The organism is Stenotrophomonas sp. STEN035 (genome assembly GCF_056759935.1).
On sequence record NZ_JBRRDY010000010.1, the window covers coordinates 18679 to 34668 of the forward strand.

Consider the following 15990-nt stretch of genomic DNA (forward strand, 5'->3'; position numbering starts at 1 on the left):
GGAAGTGTTCACCTCTCTCCTTGCGGGAGAGGTGATGGCTCACCAGCGCAGCTTGCGCCGCACCATCTCCCGCTCAAGCTGCGCCATCAACGCGCGCGCCTGGGCTTCTTCAAGGAAACGCAGCTGCAGGGCCGGTGCACCGCCTGCGCCAGCCGTATCCAAGGTCAGTGTCGCGGTGCCGAACCGCCGGTCCAGCGGTGAACGATCCAGCCGCAGGGCCTGCAGCTTGTCCAACTCGGCTACCCGCCACCAGCGGTTCCACCAGCCGCCACGAATGGCCACGCGCTGCGCGTCGATGTTGTAGCCGATGCGGCTTACCTGGCGGTGCGCCTTCAGCGCAGACCATGGCAGCCAAAGCAGCGGCAGCAGGCCCCATGCACTGCCGGTTTCGTATACCAGCAGTGCAGACAGCAGGCTCATCAACAGCAGCGCCGGCAGGCACAACCGCCACCAGCCGCGGGTGCTTACCGGCAGCCATTGGGTGGGCGGCCACTGCAGCTGCGGCAGCAGGTGCTGCAACAGGCCATCGCAGGCAGCAGGCGTTGCCAGCGGGGCCAGTTCCTTCAGCGCGCGCCGGTCCTGTTCTTGTTGCTGGCCGCCACTGGCGATATCCACGCGCAGCTGGCGGCGCTTGAAAAGCCGATGTAGCGCACCTTCGCGCAGGGTCCAGGCCTGGATGCGACGGCGTGCCACGCTGCTGCGCACGCGGGTGAACAGGCCGCGTTCGACGGTGAGACGGCGGTCGGCCTCGCTCAGGCGGAAACCGTAGTACTGCACGATGGCCAGACCTATCGACAGCAGCCGCATCAGGACCAGCGCGAAGGCCAGCAACAGCAGGCCAGTAGCAACCATGGTCAGCGTGCCCAGCTGCAGCTGGCTGGCATAGCCGAAGGCGTGGCGGCCCTGTTCTTCGATGAAATCGGAGGTCGTCCGGCGCGGGAACAGCTGGTAGGCCGCACCGATTGCTGCCGCCACAACGACCATTGCGCGGTTGGAAATAAGCCCCTGCCGCACCAGTTCGGACAGCGGCAGGCTCAGCAATACACCATCGATGGGAGTGTCAGCTTGATCGCCGGTTGGCGTTGCTTCGCTGCCGCCCTGGCGGATCAGCCGCTCCAGCTCCAGCGCCTGCGCCAGTTTGAGTACACGCATTTCCGCTTCGGGCTTGTCGCCGCCAGCCGATTCCAGTCGCAGCTCGGCCACGCCGAACATGCGGTGCAACAGGTTCTGGTGCACCACCACGTTGTGGATGCGCGCGAAGGGGATCTCGCGACGGGTGCGTTCGAAGATGCCGCTGCGGATGCTCAGCGCATCGTTGCCGATGCGATAGCGGTAACTCAGGTATTGCAGCACCGCGCTGGCGACCAGCGCCACCACGATCGCGCCACTGATCCAGTGGTGATAGGGCAGGTCGTCATCGCGGCGGCTACCGAACACCAGCAAGGCAACCAGCGGCAGCAGGAACTGCTGCACCTGCTGCTGCAGGGCGAACAGCCACGACCACGGATGCAGCCGTTGTTCGTCGCTGGGCACGGGGGGCGGGAGTTCGCTCACAGCGCGTCGTCGTGGTCGAGCTGGCGCGCCAAACGATCACGCAGACGTTCGGCATCGGCGTGTGCCAGTCCGGCCACGGCGACGGTGTTCATGCGGGTGCCGGCGGTATGCACGATCAGGGTCGCCAGGCCGGCCATGCGTTCCAGCGGGCCGCGACGCAGGTCCAGGTGCTGCACGCGCGATACCGGCACGTGGCTTTCGCTCTGCCACATATGGCCACGGCGTACACCCAGCGATTGCGCGTCCAGCCGCCAGAAGGTGAGCCGATGCCGGCGCCAGCCGAACCATGCGCCAAGCAGTGCGCCCACTGCGGCTGCAGCCAGGGGAATCAGCAACCAGCTCGATTGGTCGGTAGCCAACACCAGCACCACGCTGGCGGCGCCAAACAGCAGGGCCATGCTCAGTGCCGAACCGGCGGCGGCAAACAGTGCGCCGCGCGGCGGCAATGGCTGCCACTGGATGTCGTCCGGCAGCGGCGTATCGAAGGCAGGAGGTTCAGTCATGCACAGACGATATAACGCCGGGACCGTACAGCGGTAGGTGCGATGCCGCTGGCTGTTGTAGGAGCGGTGTCAGCCGCGAAGCTGGCGAGGCTGCAGACCGCCGAAAGGCCTGCACTCGCAGTTTCAAGGTGGGGCGTTATTGTGGGCGCCGGATGTATCTTTGGCTTCGCGGCTGACGCCGCTCCTACAAAAAGTCAAAACGCTTACTGCGCCGCCATGATCAGCGCATCCACATCCAGGTGGTGGCCGGCACGTGCGGCCTTGGTGCGCAGGTACTGCTCGTTTTCGTGGGTGATCTCGCCGGTGACTGGTACGCAGCCAACCACTTCGATGCCGGCTTTGCGCAGGTGCTGCACCTTGGTGGGGTTGTTGGTCAGCAGCTGGATGCGTTGCACGCCCAGCGCGCGCAGCATGGCCACCGCGCTGCCATAGCGGCGCTCGTCTGCGCCGAAGCCCAGCTGTGCATCGGCGTCGATGGTGTCCAGGCCTTCGTGCTGGTAGCCGTAGGCACGCATCTTGGCGGCGATGCCGGTGCCGCGGCCTTCCTGGTCCAGGTACAACAGGATGCCGCCGCCCAGCTCTTTCAGCGTGTGCAGGCCGCGCCGCAGCTGGTCGCCGCAATCGCATTTGAGCGAGCCGAACAGGTCGCCGGTGAGGCAGGACGAATGCACGCGCACCGGCACGATGCCGCTCATGTCCGGATTGCCAACGATCACCGCAACCTGGTCACGCTGCGCTACGCCGCCACGGAACACGGCGAACTCGCTCATGCCGACGTCACGCAGGGGTACTGGTGAGCGCGTCACCAGTTCGTAGTCCTGGCCGGCCTGGCCAGCACCCTCGTACAGCGCGGTGGTGTCCAGTTGCAGGCAGTCATCGAACGGGCTGCCTGCCGCATCCAGTTCCACCGAGATCATGGCCGGCAACAGCAAACCCAGTCGCGCCACTTCCACTGCCGCTGCGTCCAGCGCATTGCCATTGGCTTGTGCATCGGCCGGTGCGATCGCATCTCGCAGGTAGGCCAGTGCTGGCAGCTCGGCAAATGCGCGATCAGCCAGTGGCACATGGATGCCGGTGGCGGCATTGATGCTCAGGGTCTGCGCGCGCGCTGCGCTCAGGAACAGATAATGGCGGCCTTGCGCGGCCTCGGCAAAGGCGGCGTAGCCTTCCGGCGAGCTGCTGTCCAGGGCAATGCTGGCCAGGCGTTGCCGGCCATCGCTGATCACTACCGGGCGGCCCGCACGGAGTTCGGCGGCGGCGCGCTCGCAGCGGATGGCGGCGGTCTGGCCGAAGTAGGACGGGCTGGCGGAAGCGGGGCTGTTCATTTGAAACCTTATGGGGGCCGTTGGCTGTCGAATCAATCCAGCGGCACGGGTGACGCAGTGTTGCAGCAGCAGGTTCAGTGCGGGTGACGGGCAGTGGCGTAAGGGTCGTGCTCGCCGCTGCCCGGCGGGCGCAGCGTGTAGCGCTTGTAGGTCCACTGGTACTGCGCAGGATCGCGGCGGGCGATGCGCTCGATGCCGGCATTGAGGGTAGCGGCGGCCAGTTGCAGATCCGGGTCGGCGATTTGTGGCTCAGCCGGTTCGATGTGCAGGGCGAAGTCCAGGTTGGGGCCGGTGCGCTCGCACCAGCCGTACAGCAGGGTGGCGCCGGTGCGCTCGGCCAGGCGATTGACCAGGGTCATGGTCAGCGCTTGCATGCCAAAGAACGGGACGAATACACCGTCGCCGTTCTTGGGTTGCTGGTCGGGCAGGATGCCGGTGGCGCCGCCGTCCTTGAGTACCTTGAACAACTGGCGCACCGCTGGCCCTTCAGCTCGTACCTGGCGCACGTTGTCGCCGCCGCGGCACAGCTGCAGGAATTCATCGCCGACCGGGTTCTCCGGCGGTGCATAGACGATGGCGATCGGCCCGCGCGAGGCCAGCCACTGGTTCAACAGCTCCCAGTTGCCGTAGTGCGGGGCAATCACGATCACCCCCTTGCCTGACGCCAGCGCGGCGTCGTAGAGCTCTTGACCGTGGCGTTCGCGCAGGTGCCTGGACAGGTTCTGGGCCGGGTCGTGGGTCCACAGATACAGGGTTTCCAGCGCCTGGCGGGCAGTGGTGCGCAGCACCTCGCGGTGCAGGCGCGCGCGCTGGGTGACGTCCAGTTCCGGGTAGGTCAGTTCCAGGTTGCGGCGGGTCACCCGGCTCTCGCGGGCATTGATGCTGCGCCACAGCCAGGCCACCGTGTCGGCCAGGGTCCGCTGCCAGGACCAGGGCAGGTGGGTCAGGGCACGGGCGAGGAGGTAATAGAGCTTGGCAGTGGATTGCGGTTTCATTCCCGCAAGTTTAGCCGCTGGCGCCCGGTGCTATGGTGCCCGGCCCCACAGCAGGAGCTGCCAATGCTTTGCCTGATCCAACGTGTCACCCAGGCCTCGGTCACCGTCGACGATGCCGTGGTCGGGCAGATCGGCCCGGGCCTGCTGGCCCTGGTCGGGGTGGAGCCGGGCGACGATGAGGCGATGCTGTCGCGGATGGCGGACAGGCTGCTGGGTTACCGGGTTTTCGCCGACGATGCCGGCAAGATGAACCGTTCCTTGCGCGATACCGGTGGTGGGCTGCTGCTGGTCAGCCAGTTCACCCTGGCCGCCGATACCCGTTCAGGCATGCGTCCGAGCTTCACCAGTGCCGCGCCGCCGGCCGAGGCTGAACGGCTTTTCAACCGTTTGGTGGCTATCTGCCGTGAAAAACACAGCGCAGGGGTGGAAATTGGCCGCTTTGGTGCCCATATGGTTGTCAGCCTGATCAACGATGGGCCCGTAACCTTTCTGCTCAGACCGTAGCGCGCCGCGAACCCACCGCCCCGGCAAGCGCTATGCTGCGCTGGTATAATGCTAGGTTCCCATCTTCACAATCGCCGGTGGCGCGAGCATTACATGGCCAACGAACGTCCTGCCCAGCAAAACGACATCAAGCTTCTGATCAGCAAGGGCCTGGAACAGGGCTACCTGACCTACGCCGAAGTTAACGATCATCTGCCCGACGACATGGTCGATCCGGAGCAGATCGAAGACATCATCGGCCTGATCACCGGCATGGGCATCGATGTCCACGAAGTCGCCCCCGACGCCGACACGCTGATGCTCAGCGACGGCAACACCGGCAACCGTGAAGTCGATGATACCGCCGCTGAAGAAGCTGCTGCTGCACTTACCGCACTCGACACCGAAGGTGGTCGCACCACCGACCCGGTGCGCATGTACATGCGCGAAATGGGTACGGTCGAGCTGCTGACCCGCGAAGGCGAAATCGCCATCGCCAAGCGCATCGAAGAAGGCCTGGGCCAGGTGCAAGCTGCACTGGGCACCTTCCCGCTGGCCGTTGAGTCGGTGCTGGCCGATTACGAACTGCACAAGGAAGGCAAGAAGCGCCTGGCCGAAGTGATCGTCGGCTTCAACGACCTGGTCGAGGAAGCGCCGGCACCGGCCGTTGCCGAAGACACCAGCGATGATGCTGATGCAGACGGCGACGAAGAAGACGACGGCGACGACGTCGAAGAAGAAGCCGGCCCGACCGGTCCGGATCCGGTGGAAGTGGCTGCCCGCATGGAGCAGCTGGCCAGCGATCTTGCCAAGTTCAAGAAGGCACACGCCAAGGGTGACACCAAGGCCCAGGCCAAGCTGCGCGAAGAAATCTCGGCCACCTTCGTGACCCTGAAGTTGCCGCTGCCGCTGACCGACGTACTGGTCCGCCTGCTGCGCGACACCATGGCACAGGTCAAGTCGCAGGAGCGCCGCGTGCTGCACCTGGCCACCATCACCGCCCGTATGCCGCGTAAGGATTTCATCCGCTCGTGGGAAGGCAACCAGACGAATCTGGAGTGGGTGGAAGACGCAATCAAGCGTAAGCAGAAGTGGTCTTCGGCCCTGCGTGACGTCAAGGATCAGATCGTTGCCGAACAGCAGGCCACCATCGACCTGGAAAAGAACACCCAGCTGAGCCTGGACGAGCTGAAGGAAATCAGCCGCGTCATGGCCTACGGCGAAGCCAAGGCGCGCAAGGCCAAGAAGGAAATGGTCGAGGCCAACCTGCGTCTGGTCATCTCCATTGCCAAGAAGTACACCAACCGCGGCCTGCAGTTCCTGGATCTGATCCAGGAGGGCAACATCGGCCTGATGAAGGCCGTCGACAAGTTCGAATACCGTCGCGGTTACAAGTTCTCGACCTATGCCACCTGGTGGATCCGCCAGGCGATCACCCGTTCGATCGCCGACCAGGCCCGCACCATCCGTATCCCGGTGCACATGATCGAGACGATCAACAAGTTGAACCGCATTTCCCGCCAGATGCTCCAGCAGTACGGCCGCGAGGCTACGCCGGAGGAGCTGGCCAAGGAAATGGACATGCCGGAAGACAAGATCCGCAAGGTGATGAAGATCGCCAAGGAGCCGATCTCGATGGAAACCCCGATCGGCGACGACGAGGATTCGCATCTGGGCGACTTCATCGAGGACACCAACGTGGAGTCCCCGATCGAGAACACCACCAACATCAACTTGTCTGAAACCGTGCGTGACGTGCTGGCTGGCCTCACCCCGAGGGAAGCCAAGGTGCTGCGCATGCGCTTCGGCATCGACATGAATACCGATCACACGCTGGAAGAAGTGGGCAAGCAGTTCGACGTGACCCGCGAGCGTATCCGCCAGATCGAGGCCAAGGCGCTGCGCAAGCTGCGTCACCCGAGCCGTTCGGAGCAGCTGCGCAGCTTCCTCGACATCGAGTGAGTGGTGGCTTGCAAGTGATTGCTGGCGCGTAAGTGTCGGAATGGAAAACCCCGCCTTGGCGGGGTTTTTCGTTTTCTGGTTTGCGACGGTGCGGTCGGTGTCCGGATCCAGCCTGCCTTCGCTGCCGACGGCAGTCTGTGGTTGCTTGTGGGTAGTGTGTATCGTGTGTATTTTGTCTGCATGAGAAGCGCGGACCTCATCAAGGAGTTGATGACCAATGGATGGACATTGGACCGCGTGCGTGGCTTTCACCATGTTTACGTCCATCCGGACAACCCAAGCATCATCACCGTCCCGCATCCAAAGAAGGACCTGGGAAAAGGGCTGGTAAACAATCTCCGCAGAATTGCGAGGCTGAAATAGGAGGCGATATGCGCTATCCCGTCATGATTGAGGCAGGCGACGAAAACACCGCGTGGAGCGTGGTTGTTCCAGATCTGCCGGGCTGCTTCTCCGCAGGTGACACTCTGGATGAAGCCATGACCGAAGTGGAAGAGGCTGCCGCTGCGTGGATCGATTCGGCGCTGGATGCAGGTCGTGCGATTCCCCGGCCGTCCAGTGCCCAGGCTGCATTGGAAAAGGGCGATTTCGCTGGTTGGATGGTGGCCTACATCAATGTAGATCCCTCCTTGCTCGATGACACGATCGAGCGCGTGAACATCACACTGCCGCGCCGTGTGCTGATGCGCTTGGACGCGAATGCGAAGGCTGCCGGCGAGAGCAGGTCTGCCTATATCGCGCATCTGGCTGCGCTGAACTGAAGCGTTCCTCTTGATTCGTCCAGGGGAACAGATGTTTTCCAGCTGCAAATCGCATAGTGGCTAATCAGAGTCGAGTTGCACCAGCCTGATAGGCTGTCGCCACGACCTGCCCGGGAACCAGGTATGCGGGATGGCAGTGCACGTACTGACCCTTGAGCTCATCGCCGATGGGGCAGTCGTCGCCTGAATGCTCCACCTTCGGTGATCTGGCCGTTCGCAATCCATGTACATCGAATCAGACTCAGGGAAGTAGTCGACAACGGCTCACGTCCACTACACTGTGCAGTCAGCGCGGGCCTATAGCTCAACGGTTAGAGCAGAGGACTCATAATCCTTTGGTTCCAGGTTCGAATCCTGGTGGGCCCACCATTCCATGGTCCGGCAAAGTCCAGTGAAGTCCGGAAAGTGACTGAAATACAGGGTTTTATAGGGTTTTTTCATCCGATCTAGTTCGATGTCGTCCGGCGACATCCGATTGGATTGTGAGTAACGGTGTGAGTAAGATTGCGGGGCTGGCCTCCGTTACTCACAATTGCGTTACTCACACACATGCTGACTGACACCAAGCTCCGTAGTCTCAAGCCTCAGAACAAGGTTTTTCGACTCGCAGATGCCAATGGGCTTTGCATCGAAGTGCGGACGACGGGCGCCAAGATCTGGCGCTACCGCTACCGATTTGGCGACAAGGCCAACATGCTGACTATCGGGGAGTATCCGCTTGTCTCTCTGGCGGAGGCGCGTGCTGAGCGTGATCGGGCCCGAGCATTGGTAAAAAAAGGTGTGGATCCGAGTCTGGTGGCGAAAGTGGAGCGCGCTGCTAAGCAAGAAGAAGCAGGCAACACGTTCGGTAGCCTTGCGGAAGAGTTGATGCTCCAGCGTGCGAAGACCCTCAGTCCTGGCTCGGTTGTTCGCGAGCGCCGGATGCTTGAGAGAGATCTGGGTGGTATTGCCGAGTTGCCGATCCGCAGTATCACTGCGCCGATTTTGTTAAAGGCACTCAGGAAGATTGAAGCGCGCGGAGCGGTGGAGACGGCGCATCGCACCAGGGCCGCCGCTGGCCTCGTTTTCCGTTATGCCATTGCTACAGGGCGCGCTGAGAACAACCCTGCGCTTAGCCTTGTGGGTGCTTTGTCTCCAACGAAGACGACGCATTTCTCCAGCGTGACCGAACCTGAAGAGGTCGCCAAGTTGCTCAAGGCAATTTACGGCTATCAGGGGTCCCCTATTGTCTCTGCTGCTTTGAAGCTTTCAGCGCTTCTGTTTGTCCGCCCGGGGGAGCTCCGAGCAGCGCGTTGGTCGGACATCGATCTGCAAGCTGGAGAGTGGCGCTACACGACCAGTAAGACCCATACGGCGCACATCGTCCCTCTGGCACGTCAGGCCATCGAAGTTCTGGATGAGGTTCGTCCGTATTCGAGGCGCAGCGAGTATGTGCTTCCCAGTATTCGGAGTATTTCGAAGTCGATCAGCGAGAACACGATTAATGCTGCTCTGCGAAATCTGGGCTTCGACGGCACGATAATGACTGCTCACGGCTTCCGAGCCATGGCTCGAACGTTGTTAGACGAGGTTCTGGGATACAGGCCAGACTTCATCGAGCATCAGCTAGCCCATGCGGTTCGAGATCCTCTGGGACGAGCATACAACCGTACGACGCACCTAAAAGAGCGTAAGAAGATGATGCAGGGATGGGCTGACTACTTAGAAAAGTTGCGAAATCAGAAAATTGCTTAGACGCCTGATTCTTGCCCGGTTCCAATGGCGGCCCGTCCCCGATAGCGTTTGAACGGCAGTACGCACTAAACGGCTGAAGAGTGTCTACAAAAGCCTGGGCGATTCATCCCTTCCTGACCAAATTTCGCACCGGCCGACCTTGGCATTTGCCAAACACTGGCAGACGACTACTTCACTGAGCTGGAGCGGTGGCAAGCCAGACGTGAAAAGGCCCGTAGATCGAACGCACGCCCTAGAAACGTGATCGACCTATGCGCTGTGCGGCTTGGCCGAGCGGGTGGGCGCTGAGTCAGGGGGGGCTACCGGAGAGCGGTAGTTTTCTCCAGCGTTACTTAGCCGGAAGAGTTCGGCCATCCCGCATGCACTGTGCGAGCCTCTGCTCGTACTTGTAAGACCCTTCCTGCAGTAGGGACAACCCGGTGCAGGCACGCGCTTCGAAGACCGCGAGGTGGGATGCCAGAGCGACCCCGCCAGCAAGAGCAAGCATCACCACGGTGCCAAGTCCCAACGCATTCACGTTCCACATCCAGTTGCTCATGTGCGCTCCAATTGATGGCACGACGTTCGCAGAGGACCCCCACGTCTTCTAGTCAGGGATTTCCTGACATGGAGCAATTGGCTACGGCTTGGATTGAATTCCCAATTGGCCGCGCCAGAAGGCCAGCGCCTGCGTAAGGAGCCCTCGCATGCTCACGTGTCGGCCGTCGGGGCTTTCAAAGTAGATGTCCACTGCCTCGGCGAATACGCCTTGGCCGAAGGGAGCGTTGAATAGGCCTGGCGTCGCCTTCAGCTGGTCCGCTCCGTCGATCTGGCGGGCGCGTTTCTGAATTGAGGCCAGCCTCCCGTGCTTGGCGGCATCGGCTGCATCGGTGAGTAGCTGCAGGTCTGGATACAGAGCTGACAGAGCTTCGCGGCCTTGGCCCACTGCGTCGCCCATCGCCTTTCTGGATTGGCTTCCCGCGTAGTTGCCCATCACCCAGTAATCGACCATGTGAGAGGTCACGATCAGGGACAAGATCGCTCGGCGGAACTCCCACGGTCGCTCGAAGTATTCGGCGCAAGTTGGCTCGACTATCAAGGCGAAGTAGTTCTGGGCTTCAACCCTCATTGGGGGATCTCGCTATCGGAAATGGTAGATGGCAAGTTGGGCATTGCAGGAATATCCTCTGAAAAACCAACCGGAGGGTGAACATGGGCATCATCGATTCGACCCACTACAGCTTGACCTGCAAGGGCTGTGGAGCGGTGGATACACCCTCTGCTCATCAGAAGGGCTCTGCCTACTCGGGTGGCAGCTGGAGCGGCCCTGATTCCAAGGTGTTTTCGCTCCACACCCGGGAATCGTACGGCGAGGACGTAATCAAGTCCGCCTCCTGCCCATGCGGTGGGGAGGTCGAGGTGAAGATAACTCGCACCGGTCCCTAATCGATTCAGCCATCTTGTCGCAGTCGTTGCGACCGCCGCCCGTATCCTTCCAGCCATGCTTCCCTCGCACGGCTACCAAGGCTTCCGCACCTCTCCTATCCCGTCCGGGTGGGTGAAGATGTGCGAGCGCTTGGCACTGTGGTGGAACGGACGCGAGGTGGCCAGTGTCACCCCGGCCCGCGAGGGTGGTTACCGTCTCCATCTGAACGCCCTGCAGATGTGGCAGACCAAGAACGCCCCAGTCGCCAGCATCCTCCAGGGTAAGCGCTTCGCCGAGCGTCGGTGCGCCGCCAGGCTGTACCCGGGCCTGCCGTTGCGAGAGGCGGTCATTCGCCTGACAGACAACACGCCGATTGAGCCCAGGGGGCCACTCCCGGGCCTGCCGCCTACCCGCTAGCTTGATTCAGCGACGACCTCTCTGGATGAGGAGGGGTAGTCAGCGATTCCATTTACTTGGCTGGACGCGTTGTTGCAGCGGTCCTTCTGGGCGACGGTTTGGTCCCGTGCCTCCGCACTCCCAGCATTTTGGCAACGCGGTCATCGGCCGAATCCCGAGGAAGGGAGAGAGGGGATATCTGCAGATGGAACACTAGCGAATTTAGGGGAAGTCCGAACTTTATTCTGAATTGGCGGCAACATCGGCTAAGCGGTCTCGGTCGCCAGGCTTGTGGTCCAGATGCCACTGCTCTCCTGATTGACGGTGAGAAGATCGTAGGTCCTCAACATGTTCAATAGGCCAGAGTGCCCATAGGTGTTGGGTGAGAAGCCAGAGTCAGCTCTCTTGAGATATGTGCCCAAAGCATTGAGCGTGACTTTCCCGTCTGGAGTGCTGGCTGCGAGCAGGGAAACCGCTTCGACAACGAAACGTGGTCGGCGCTTTATGGGAGCGACAGGACCTTCCGGATGTGGCTCGACGGCGACTAGATCTGCGGGCTTGCATGAGCTCGCAGCAACTGGCTCTGCAGCGACTCCGACCTCCTTGGTCCACTCAAAGAACTGATCGCAAGCATTGCGCAGTGCGTCCGGAGTTTTGGATTCGCCGACAATGAAGACTGAGGCGCCTCGCTCGCGAAGTCGGCGGCACAGGTACGCGAAGTCGGAGTCACTGGTGACAAGGCAGAAAGTCTCCGCCCGACGGTCGAAGTGTGCTTCGAGCGCATCTAGCGCTAAAGCAATATCTGAGGTGTTCTTCTTTGCAGCGTACTGAAATTGAAGGCAAGGAGTGAAGGCTTGTCTAACAAGAGCCTCTTCCCAGCTGTTGGTTAAGGTGGACTTGTTTCCGTAGCCGCGACGTAAGGTCACTCGCCCGGCCTGAGCTGCCATCAAAAGCGCGAAATCGATGATCTCGGCTGATACGTTATCGCAATCAATCATTACGGCGACAGATGCTTCCTGCTGATGGTGTGCCAAATCCTAGTTTTCCTTTCCAGTGCGAGGCTTCACGTATTGCCTTGTGTTTGGATTCTGATCTGGGTTAAACGCTAATTCGTTGGTCAGAGTCGAACTCCCAAAGCGTCGAGCGTAGGGGTGGTCATAGTTCCTGTTGCGGAAATTCCGTGAGCTAGCTGGAACATACGCAGCGCTTGGCGTGTCTCCGTAGAAAGAGTTCCATCAATGGCGCCCGGGTCGTAGCCCTTTGAGTAGAGCGCAGCTTGCACGCGCATGATCAGCAGCTTCAGGGTGTCAGCATCTCGGCTCTGCGATGGGAGGCGTGTAGTTGAGCTTGGCTCCAACGTGAGGTTGCTGCCAGTCGATGAAGGCCGGCTGGTCGATGGCTGCAAGCTCTGCACGTTTGACGTGTTACCACTACTACCCTTGCTGCTGGTGGTCGAGGGTGGTGTATAGGTGCTCGGCGGCGTATAGGTGGCAGGCGGCGTGTAAGAGCGGTATGAGCTGCCTGAGCCGGATGAGTGTGATCGATGGGAGCTATGTGATCGGTGCGAGCTATGACTTCTATGGCCGGCGTACAGATTGTGGCTGCCAGCATTGAGCGAGGTGCTCAACACAGTTACATACTTGCCATCCATTTCCGAAAGCCTTGAAATATCCAACTGCCCCTTTGAGGGCTCTGTGCTAATAGCGCCGATGGTTGCGCCAATTATCATTAATGCACTGGACATGCTTGTAGCTCCGGTATGGGGGAGATGGCACGGCTGGTCCATGCCGGCGTAACCCAAGAGAAGAATCCGCCGCAACGCTCTCGTACGGAGCAAGCGCTACAAGCAGGAAGATAGTCGTTCTTCCATGTTGAAATGCTCTGAACCGCGTAAGGCCACAAGGAACGGTCTAGCGAGCATAGTGGAAGGTTGTACAAGGACACAGGAATCCCACTGCCGGCAAGTGTATCTACCGCAGTACTGAGTGCCTCAGCATAGTCAGCGGGATCTGCCCAAAGCTCCTGGTGATGTGCCTTCGCAAAGCCGATGGGTTCTATCCCCATCAAGGCTACATGCTCAACAAAAGGAAGGTTGCGCCAGATGTATCGAGCGAGCTCAGCTAAACGCTCTACTGTTGGCTTCACCAGAACAACACGGATCTCGATACGTTGGTTAGCTGCTTGCATGGCATACAAGCCGCGCAGCGTCTGGGAGAACGCACCAGAGCTCTGGACCACATAGTCGTGCAAGGCGTAATGATCGCCGTAGAGGGGAATTCCCCAGCTTAGGTTTGGATGTGCGCCAGTAAACTTGGCATGTAGCGTAGGATCACGTATGCGCCCGTTAGATAGGATATGGATGTGCGTTTCAGGTAGCGATGTCGCACACTTCTTTACGATTTCCACTAGTCCATCGCCGAGCAGCGTAGGCTCGCCACCGCTAATCGCTAGAGAGGGCTCGCTGACGTCAATCAGGTCGATTAGATCTAGGAGGTGTCCGACGCGCCATGCGTCTTCGACCTCCCTAGGTGGCTGAGAGCACATCAGACAGTAGCTATTGCAGCGCTCGGTGGCGAATAGGACGTTGCCTGTATCTCCGCGGCGATAGCGAATCGCAACCTTCTTACGTATAGGGTTGAGTTCGATCGCGTCCCCTGACTTACAAAGATCTGGCGAACCTTCCAAGCGAACCACTGGCAGTGCTTCTGACCCATCCCAGGCTTTACCTGGAAGTATGGCGCCCCAGGGGAGTTCTAGTAGGGCTCCGCTGAGTCTCTCGGAGCCGACTTCTCGCAGGTCCAGGGCTAAACGGTCGAAGGGCAGGGCCGTTTGAGCGAACTCAGTCAGGTCGACGACCTTCAGTAAAGAAGCCTTGGTTGAAGGTGCGATTTGGGCTCCGGTCTCAAGCGGCAACATCGGGTGTCTCTCTAACAAACTTGGGCATTGCCCAGGAGCGCATCAGGCTTCGGGTCCACTGATCAGTGGTTTCGTATTGCTCCAATATAAAGTCGAAGAGCCCCATATTCCTGCTGCAGAAGTCGCTCGTCGGCCGGTGACCAATTGGGTCCCCTTGGCGTGCATAGTGCTCAATGGGGTCCGCGCCGCACATAGGAACGAATGCACAATCGGAGCAGGTCGGAAGTGCTTCCGCTACCCCAGCACTCAATAGGCGCTCCATTGCAGGTGAGACTAGCCACTCCGGAACGGTCTGGGACACGTCCCCCAGTGCAAAGCCGTCATCGCCCATCGCGGCAAGCATCCGGGCTTCGTCTGATGGGTAGACACGTCCATCGTAATCGTAGATCACTGCGCCAAGCCCTGCACCGGAAGGCGAGCGAAGATCGACATAGCCGTGCCCGAACGAAGTGAAGAGCTGTGAGAGCAACAGGGATGCGTAAGACTCATCCATGGCGTAGCCCGAGCGATTGATCGCGATCAGGTGCTGAAAAGCGCGCCTGTAGAAGGCTAGATAGTCACTGGTTGTGTAGCCGGTTCGCGGAGCTGTACGAGTGGCGAAGCCGTAAGGGCTGAGGGGGCGCAGTGAGATGGAGTGAAAACCTACCTTCCGATACTCGTCGATGATGGCTTCCGGCACCTCGAGGCTTCGTTTGGTGAGGGTTGTGAGTGCGGACACACCATCTTCGCCAAGCCAACGGCGACCTAAGTCAATGCCGTCGATAGTCCGCCGATAGCTGTCGCGCCCAGGTCGAGGCCGGTTGGCATTGTGGAGCCACTCAGGGCCGTCGAGCGACGTTGAAAGTTTGAAGCGGTGTTCGGCTAGGAACTCAAGCTGCTCCTCGGTGAGGTCGTGCAGAGTCGAGGCAAGCACGAAACGTAGGCTGCGCCCAGCGGATCTATTACGTTCTACGATCAGGTCCGTGATGCGTACAACCTGCGCGAAGTTGAGTAGTGGCTCGCCGCCTTGAAACTCTACGGTCAATTCTTGACTAGGCCATTCAAAAAGGCGCTCTACTGCAAGTTCGGCATGTCGCTTTTCCATGTCGAAATCTGCAGCTGTCGTCTCTTGGCGCGATACCTGGCAATAACTGCAGGTGTGATGGCAGCGCAGCGAGACGACGAAGATGTGCAGGGCTGGTCCGCCGAGAATGTAGGATTTCCGGGTACGAATTTGGCTAAGTAAGGGAGCAATGCTGCTGGTATCCGTACTTGCGACCGCCAGGTGGCGCGCTTGCACATCGGCAAATAGAGAAGAGTCTGATGGCAGCTCGTGGGCAACGAATCTCTGCAGGTCGTTCATGCCCATAAGGAGCCAGTCTCCGCCCATGGACGAAACAAAAGCTCGATTGTGGTCCCATGGCAGGCGCCGGAATCGGAAGGGCAGCAGTTTGTATGAATCGGAGAGCGCGAAGGCTTGCGGTGACCTAAACTTGGACATCAGGTGTCACCAGCGGTTGGGCCTGCGCCAATGCGGCCTTGAGCAGTTCTTGCTGTAACCCTGCTGTTTCAGCTCGCACTTGTGCCCGGAGGCGCTCGTCCAAGAGATCGCGCGCAAAGGAGGCGTCAATGTCTTCGGGGAGACAGGGAGATTCGAAGGAAGCCACAATAGTGTCGCCCTCGATGCGTAGTTCCACCTTGTGTTTGCCGGTGTAGCGATGGGCCGCTCTAGCGACCACGTCGTCGCTATACAACCGACGGTCAACAACATACTGAGAGCTTTCCATTGCTCATCCCCCTTGGATAGGCGAACTTTGCGCTTGAGCCGTGCTTTTTGCAAGGAAGATAGTTCAGCTCGTAAGAATCATCATGTGCTCGTCGAGGCTTTTTCCGCGGCTATCAAGGGGTTTCCAGTGCTACTTGCGGGCCGCTGTGAGCGCAGCGACGGTTTGCCGGCGTCTGAACGACGGAGTTAGG

The 15990-nt window shown here is 60.3% G+C and carries 16 protein-coding genes and 1 tRNA gene; 7 read left to right on the forward strand and 10 right to left on the reverse strand.

The features are described from left to right. Nucleotides 1–39 precede the first annotated feature (39 nt). From ACVOLL_RS07075 to ACVOLL_RS07090, 4 genes are all read right to left on the reverse strand, one after another. Nucleotides 40–1533, reverse strand: a complete 1494-nt coding sequence (locus ACVOLL_RS07075; protein ID WP_481512265.1) for a PH domain-containing protein — start codon at nucleotides 1531–1533, stop codon at nucleotides 40–42. Between the two features lie 17 nt (nucleotides 1534–1550). After that, a complete protein-coding gene (locus ACVOLL_RS07080; protein ID WP_481512266.1) occupies nucleotides 1551–2057 on the reverse strand; it encodes a PH domain-containing protein in 507 nt (168 codons plus the stop codon). A gap of 203 nt (nucleotides 2058–2260) precedes the next feature. Further along, nucleotides 2261–3382: a GTP cyclohydrolase II RibA gene (gene ribA / locus ACVOLL_RS07085; RefSeq protein ID WP_481512267.1), complete on the reverse strand. Its 1122-nt coding sequence runs from the start codon at nucleotides 3380–3382 to the stop codon at nucleotides 2261–2263. A 74-nt stretch (nucleotides 3383–3456) separates the two neighbouring features. Then, entirely contained in the window at nucleotides 3457–4377 is a 921-nt protein-coding gene (locus ACVOLL_RS07090) for a lauroyl acyltransferase (protein WP_481512268.1), read from the reverse strand. A gap of 63 nt (nucleotides 4378–4440) precedes the next feature. Here ACVOLL_RS07090 and dtd point away from each other — a divergent pair, with 63 nt between their 5' ends. From dtd to ACVOLL_RS07120, 6 genes are all read left to right on the forward strand, one after another. After that, complete coding sequence (dtd, locus tag ACVOLL_RS07095) at nucleotides 4441–4881, forward strand: D-aminoacyl-tRNA deacylase (protein ID WP_481512269.1); 441 nt, start codon at nucleotides 4441–4443, stop codon at nucleotides 4879–4881. 93 nt (nucleotides 4882–4974) lie between these two features. After that, nucleotides 4975–6822 carry an RNA polymerase sigma factor RpoD gene (gene rpoD, locus ACVOLL_RS07100; RefSeq protein WP_481512270.1) on the forward strand — a complete coding sequence of 616 codons (1848 nt, stop codon included), beginning with the start codon at nucleotides 4975–4977 and terminating at the stop codon, nucleotides 6820–6822. Nucleotides 6823–7002: 180 nt separating this feature from the next. After that, nucleotides 7003–7185, forward strand: a complete 183-nt coding sequence (locus ACVOLL_RS07105; RefSeq protein WP_481512338.1) for a type II toxin-antitoxin system HicA family toxin — start codon at nucleotides 7003–7005, stop codon at nucleotides 7183–7185. Between the two features lie 8 nt (nucleotides 7186–7193). Then, on the forward strand, nucleotides 7194–7583 hold the full coding sequence (locus tag ACVOLL_RS07110) for a type II toxin-antitoxin system HicB family antitoxin (RefSeq protein ID WP_481512271.1): 390 nt from the start codon (nucleotides 7194–7196) through the stop codon (nucleotides 7581–7583). 293 nt (nucleotides 7584–7876) lie between these two features. Beyond that, nucleotides 7877–7952, forward strand: a tRNA-Ile gene (locus ACVOLL_RS07115). Between the two features lie 180 nt (nucleotides 7953–8132). Next, a complete protein-coding gene (locus ACVOLL_RS07120) occupies nucleotides 8133–9317 on the forward strand; it encodes a tyrosine-type recombinase/integrase (RefSeq protein ID WP_481512272.1) in 1185 nt (394 codons plus the stop codon). 619 nt (nucleotides 9318–9936) lie between these two features. Here the strand turns inward: ACVOLL_RS07120 and ACVOLL_RS07125 are convergent. After that, nucleotides 9937–10425, reverse strand: coding sequence for a hypothetical protein (locus tag ACVOLL_RS07125; protein ID WP_481512273.1), 489 nt, complete (start codon nucleotides 10423–10425; stop codon nucleotides 9937–9939). Nucleotides 10426–10797: 372 nt separating this feature from the next. Between ACVOLL_RS07125 and ACVOLL_RS07130 the strand changes: the two genes are divergently transcribed. Continuing rightward, the gene (locus ACVOLL_RS07130; RefSeq protein ID WP_481512274.1) at nucleotides 10798–11139 is read left to right on the forward strand and encodes a hypothetical protein; all 342 of its coding nucleotides are present in this window, start codon (nucleotides 10798–10800) and stop codon (nucleotides 11137–11139) included. 245 nt (nucleotides 11140–11384) lie between these two features. Here ACVOLL_RS07130 and ACVOLL_RS07135 read toward each other — a convergent pair whose 3' ends face one another. The 5 genes from ACVOLL_RS07135 to ACVOLL_RS07155 all read right to left on the reverse strand — a co-directional run bounded on the left by ACVOLL_RS07135 (nucleotide 11385) and on the right by ACVOLL_RS07155 (nucleotide 15800). Further along, on the reverse strand, nucleotides 11385–12116 hold the full coding sequence (locus ACVOLL_RS07135; RefSeq protein WP_481512339.1) for an NYN domain-containing protein: 732 nt from the start codon (nucleotides 12114–12116) through the stop codon (nucleotides 11385–11387). 119 nt (nucleotides 12117–12235) lie between these two features. Continuing rightward, nucleotides 12236–12904 (reverse strand): His-Xaa-Ser repeat protein HxsA, encoded by a 669-nt coding sequence (gene hxsA, locus ACVOLL_RS07140; protein ID WP_481512275.1) that lies wholly within the window; start codon nucleotides 12902–12904, stop codon nucleotides 12236–12238. Beyond that, complete coding sequence (hxsC, locus tag ACVOLL_RS07145) at nucleotides 12847–14034, reverse strand: His-Xaa-Ser system radical SAM maturase HxsC (RefSeq protein ID WP_481512276.1); 1188 nt, start codon at nucleotides 14032–14034, stop codon at nucleotides 12847–12849. The genes hxsA and hxsC overlap by 58 nt, the downstream gene beginning before the upstream one ends. Next, on the reverse strand, nucleotides 14021–15514 hold the full coding sequence (gene hxsB / locus ACVOLL_RS07150; protein ID WP_481512277.1) for a His-Xaa-Ser system radical SAM maturase HxsB: 1494 nt from the start codon (nucleotides 15512–15514) through the stop codon (nucleotides 14021–14023). Before hxsB ends, hxsC begins: the two co-directional genes overlap by 14 nt. Continuing rightward, nucleotides 15501–15800, reverse strand: a complete 300-nt coding sequence (locus ACVOLL_RS07155) for a hypothetical protein (RefSeq protein WP_481512278.1) — start codon at nucleotides 15798–15800, stop codon at nucleotides 15501–15503. Before ACVOLL_RS07155 ends, hxsB begins: the two co-directional genes overlap by 14 nt. Nucleotides 15801–15990: the final 190 nt, after the last annotated feature.

What these genes read in the sequence shown, in the direction of transcription:
- ACVOLL_RS07080 (WP_481512266.1), bottom strand. Translation starts at nt 2,057, where the DNA reads ATGACTGAACCTCCTGCCTTCGATACGCCGCTGCCGGACGACATCCAG.
- ribA (WP_481512267.1), bottom strand. Translation starts at nt 3,382, where the DNA reads ATGAACAGCCCCGCTTCCGCCAGCCCGTCCTACTTCGGCCAGACCGCC.
- ACVOLL_RS07090 (WP_481512268.1), bottom strand. Translation starts at nt 4,377, where the DNA reads ATGAAACCGCAATCCACTGCCAAGCTCTATTACCTCCTCGCCCGTGCC.
- dtd (WP_481512269.1), top strand. Translation starts at nt 4,441, where the DNA reads ATGCTTTGCCTGATCCAACGTGTCACCCAGGCCTCGGTCACCGTCGAC.
- rpoD (WP_481512270.1), top strand. Translation starts at nt 4,975, where the DNA reads ATGGCCAACGAACGTCCTGCCCAGCAAAACGACATCAAGCTTCTGATC.
- ACVOLL_RS07105 (WP_481512338.1), top strand. Translation starts at nt 7,003, where the DNA reads ATGAGAAGCGCGGACCTCATCAAGGAGTTGATGACCAATGGATGGACA.
- ACVOLL_RS07110 (WP_481512271.1), top strand. Translation starts at nt 7,194, where the DNA reads ATGCGCTATCCCGTCATGATTGAGGCAGGCGACGAAAACACCGCGTGG.
- ACVOLL_RS07120 (WP_481512272.1), top strand. Translation starts at nt 8,133, where the DNA reads ATGCTGACTGACACCAAGCTCCGTAGTCTCAAGCCTCAGAACAAGGTT.
- ACVOLL_RS07125 (WP_481512273.1), bottom strand. Translation starts at nt 10,425, where the DNA reads ATGAGGGTTGAAGCCCAGAACTACTTCGCCTTGATAGTCGAGCCAACT.
- ACVOLL_RS07130 (WP_481512274.1), top strand. Translation starts at nt 10,798, where the DNA reads ATGCTTCCCTCGCACGGCTACCAAGGCTTCCGCACCTCTCCTATCCCG.
- ACVOLL_RS07135 (WP_481512339.1), bottom strand. Translation starts at nt 12,116, where the DNA reads ATGATTGATTGCGATAACGTATCAGCCGAGATCATCGATTTCGCGCTT.
- hxsA (WP_481512275.1), bottom strand. Translation starts at nt 12,904, where the DNA reads ATGGACCAGCCGTGCCATCTCCCCCATACCGGAGCTACAAGCATGTCC.
- hxsC (WP_481512276.1), bottom strand. Translation starts at nt 14,034, where the DNA reads ATGTTGCCGCTTGAGACCGGAGCCCAAATCGCACCTTCAACCAAGGCT.
- hxsB (WP_481512277.1), bottom strand. Translation starts at nt 15,514, where the DNA reads ATGTCCAAGTTTAGGTCACCGCAAGCCTTCGCGCTCTCCGATTCATAC.
- ACVOLL_RS07155 (WP_481512278.1), bottom strand. Translation starts at nt 15,800, where the DNA reads ATGGAAAGCTCTCAGTATGTTGTTGACCGTCGGTTGTATAGCGACGAC.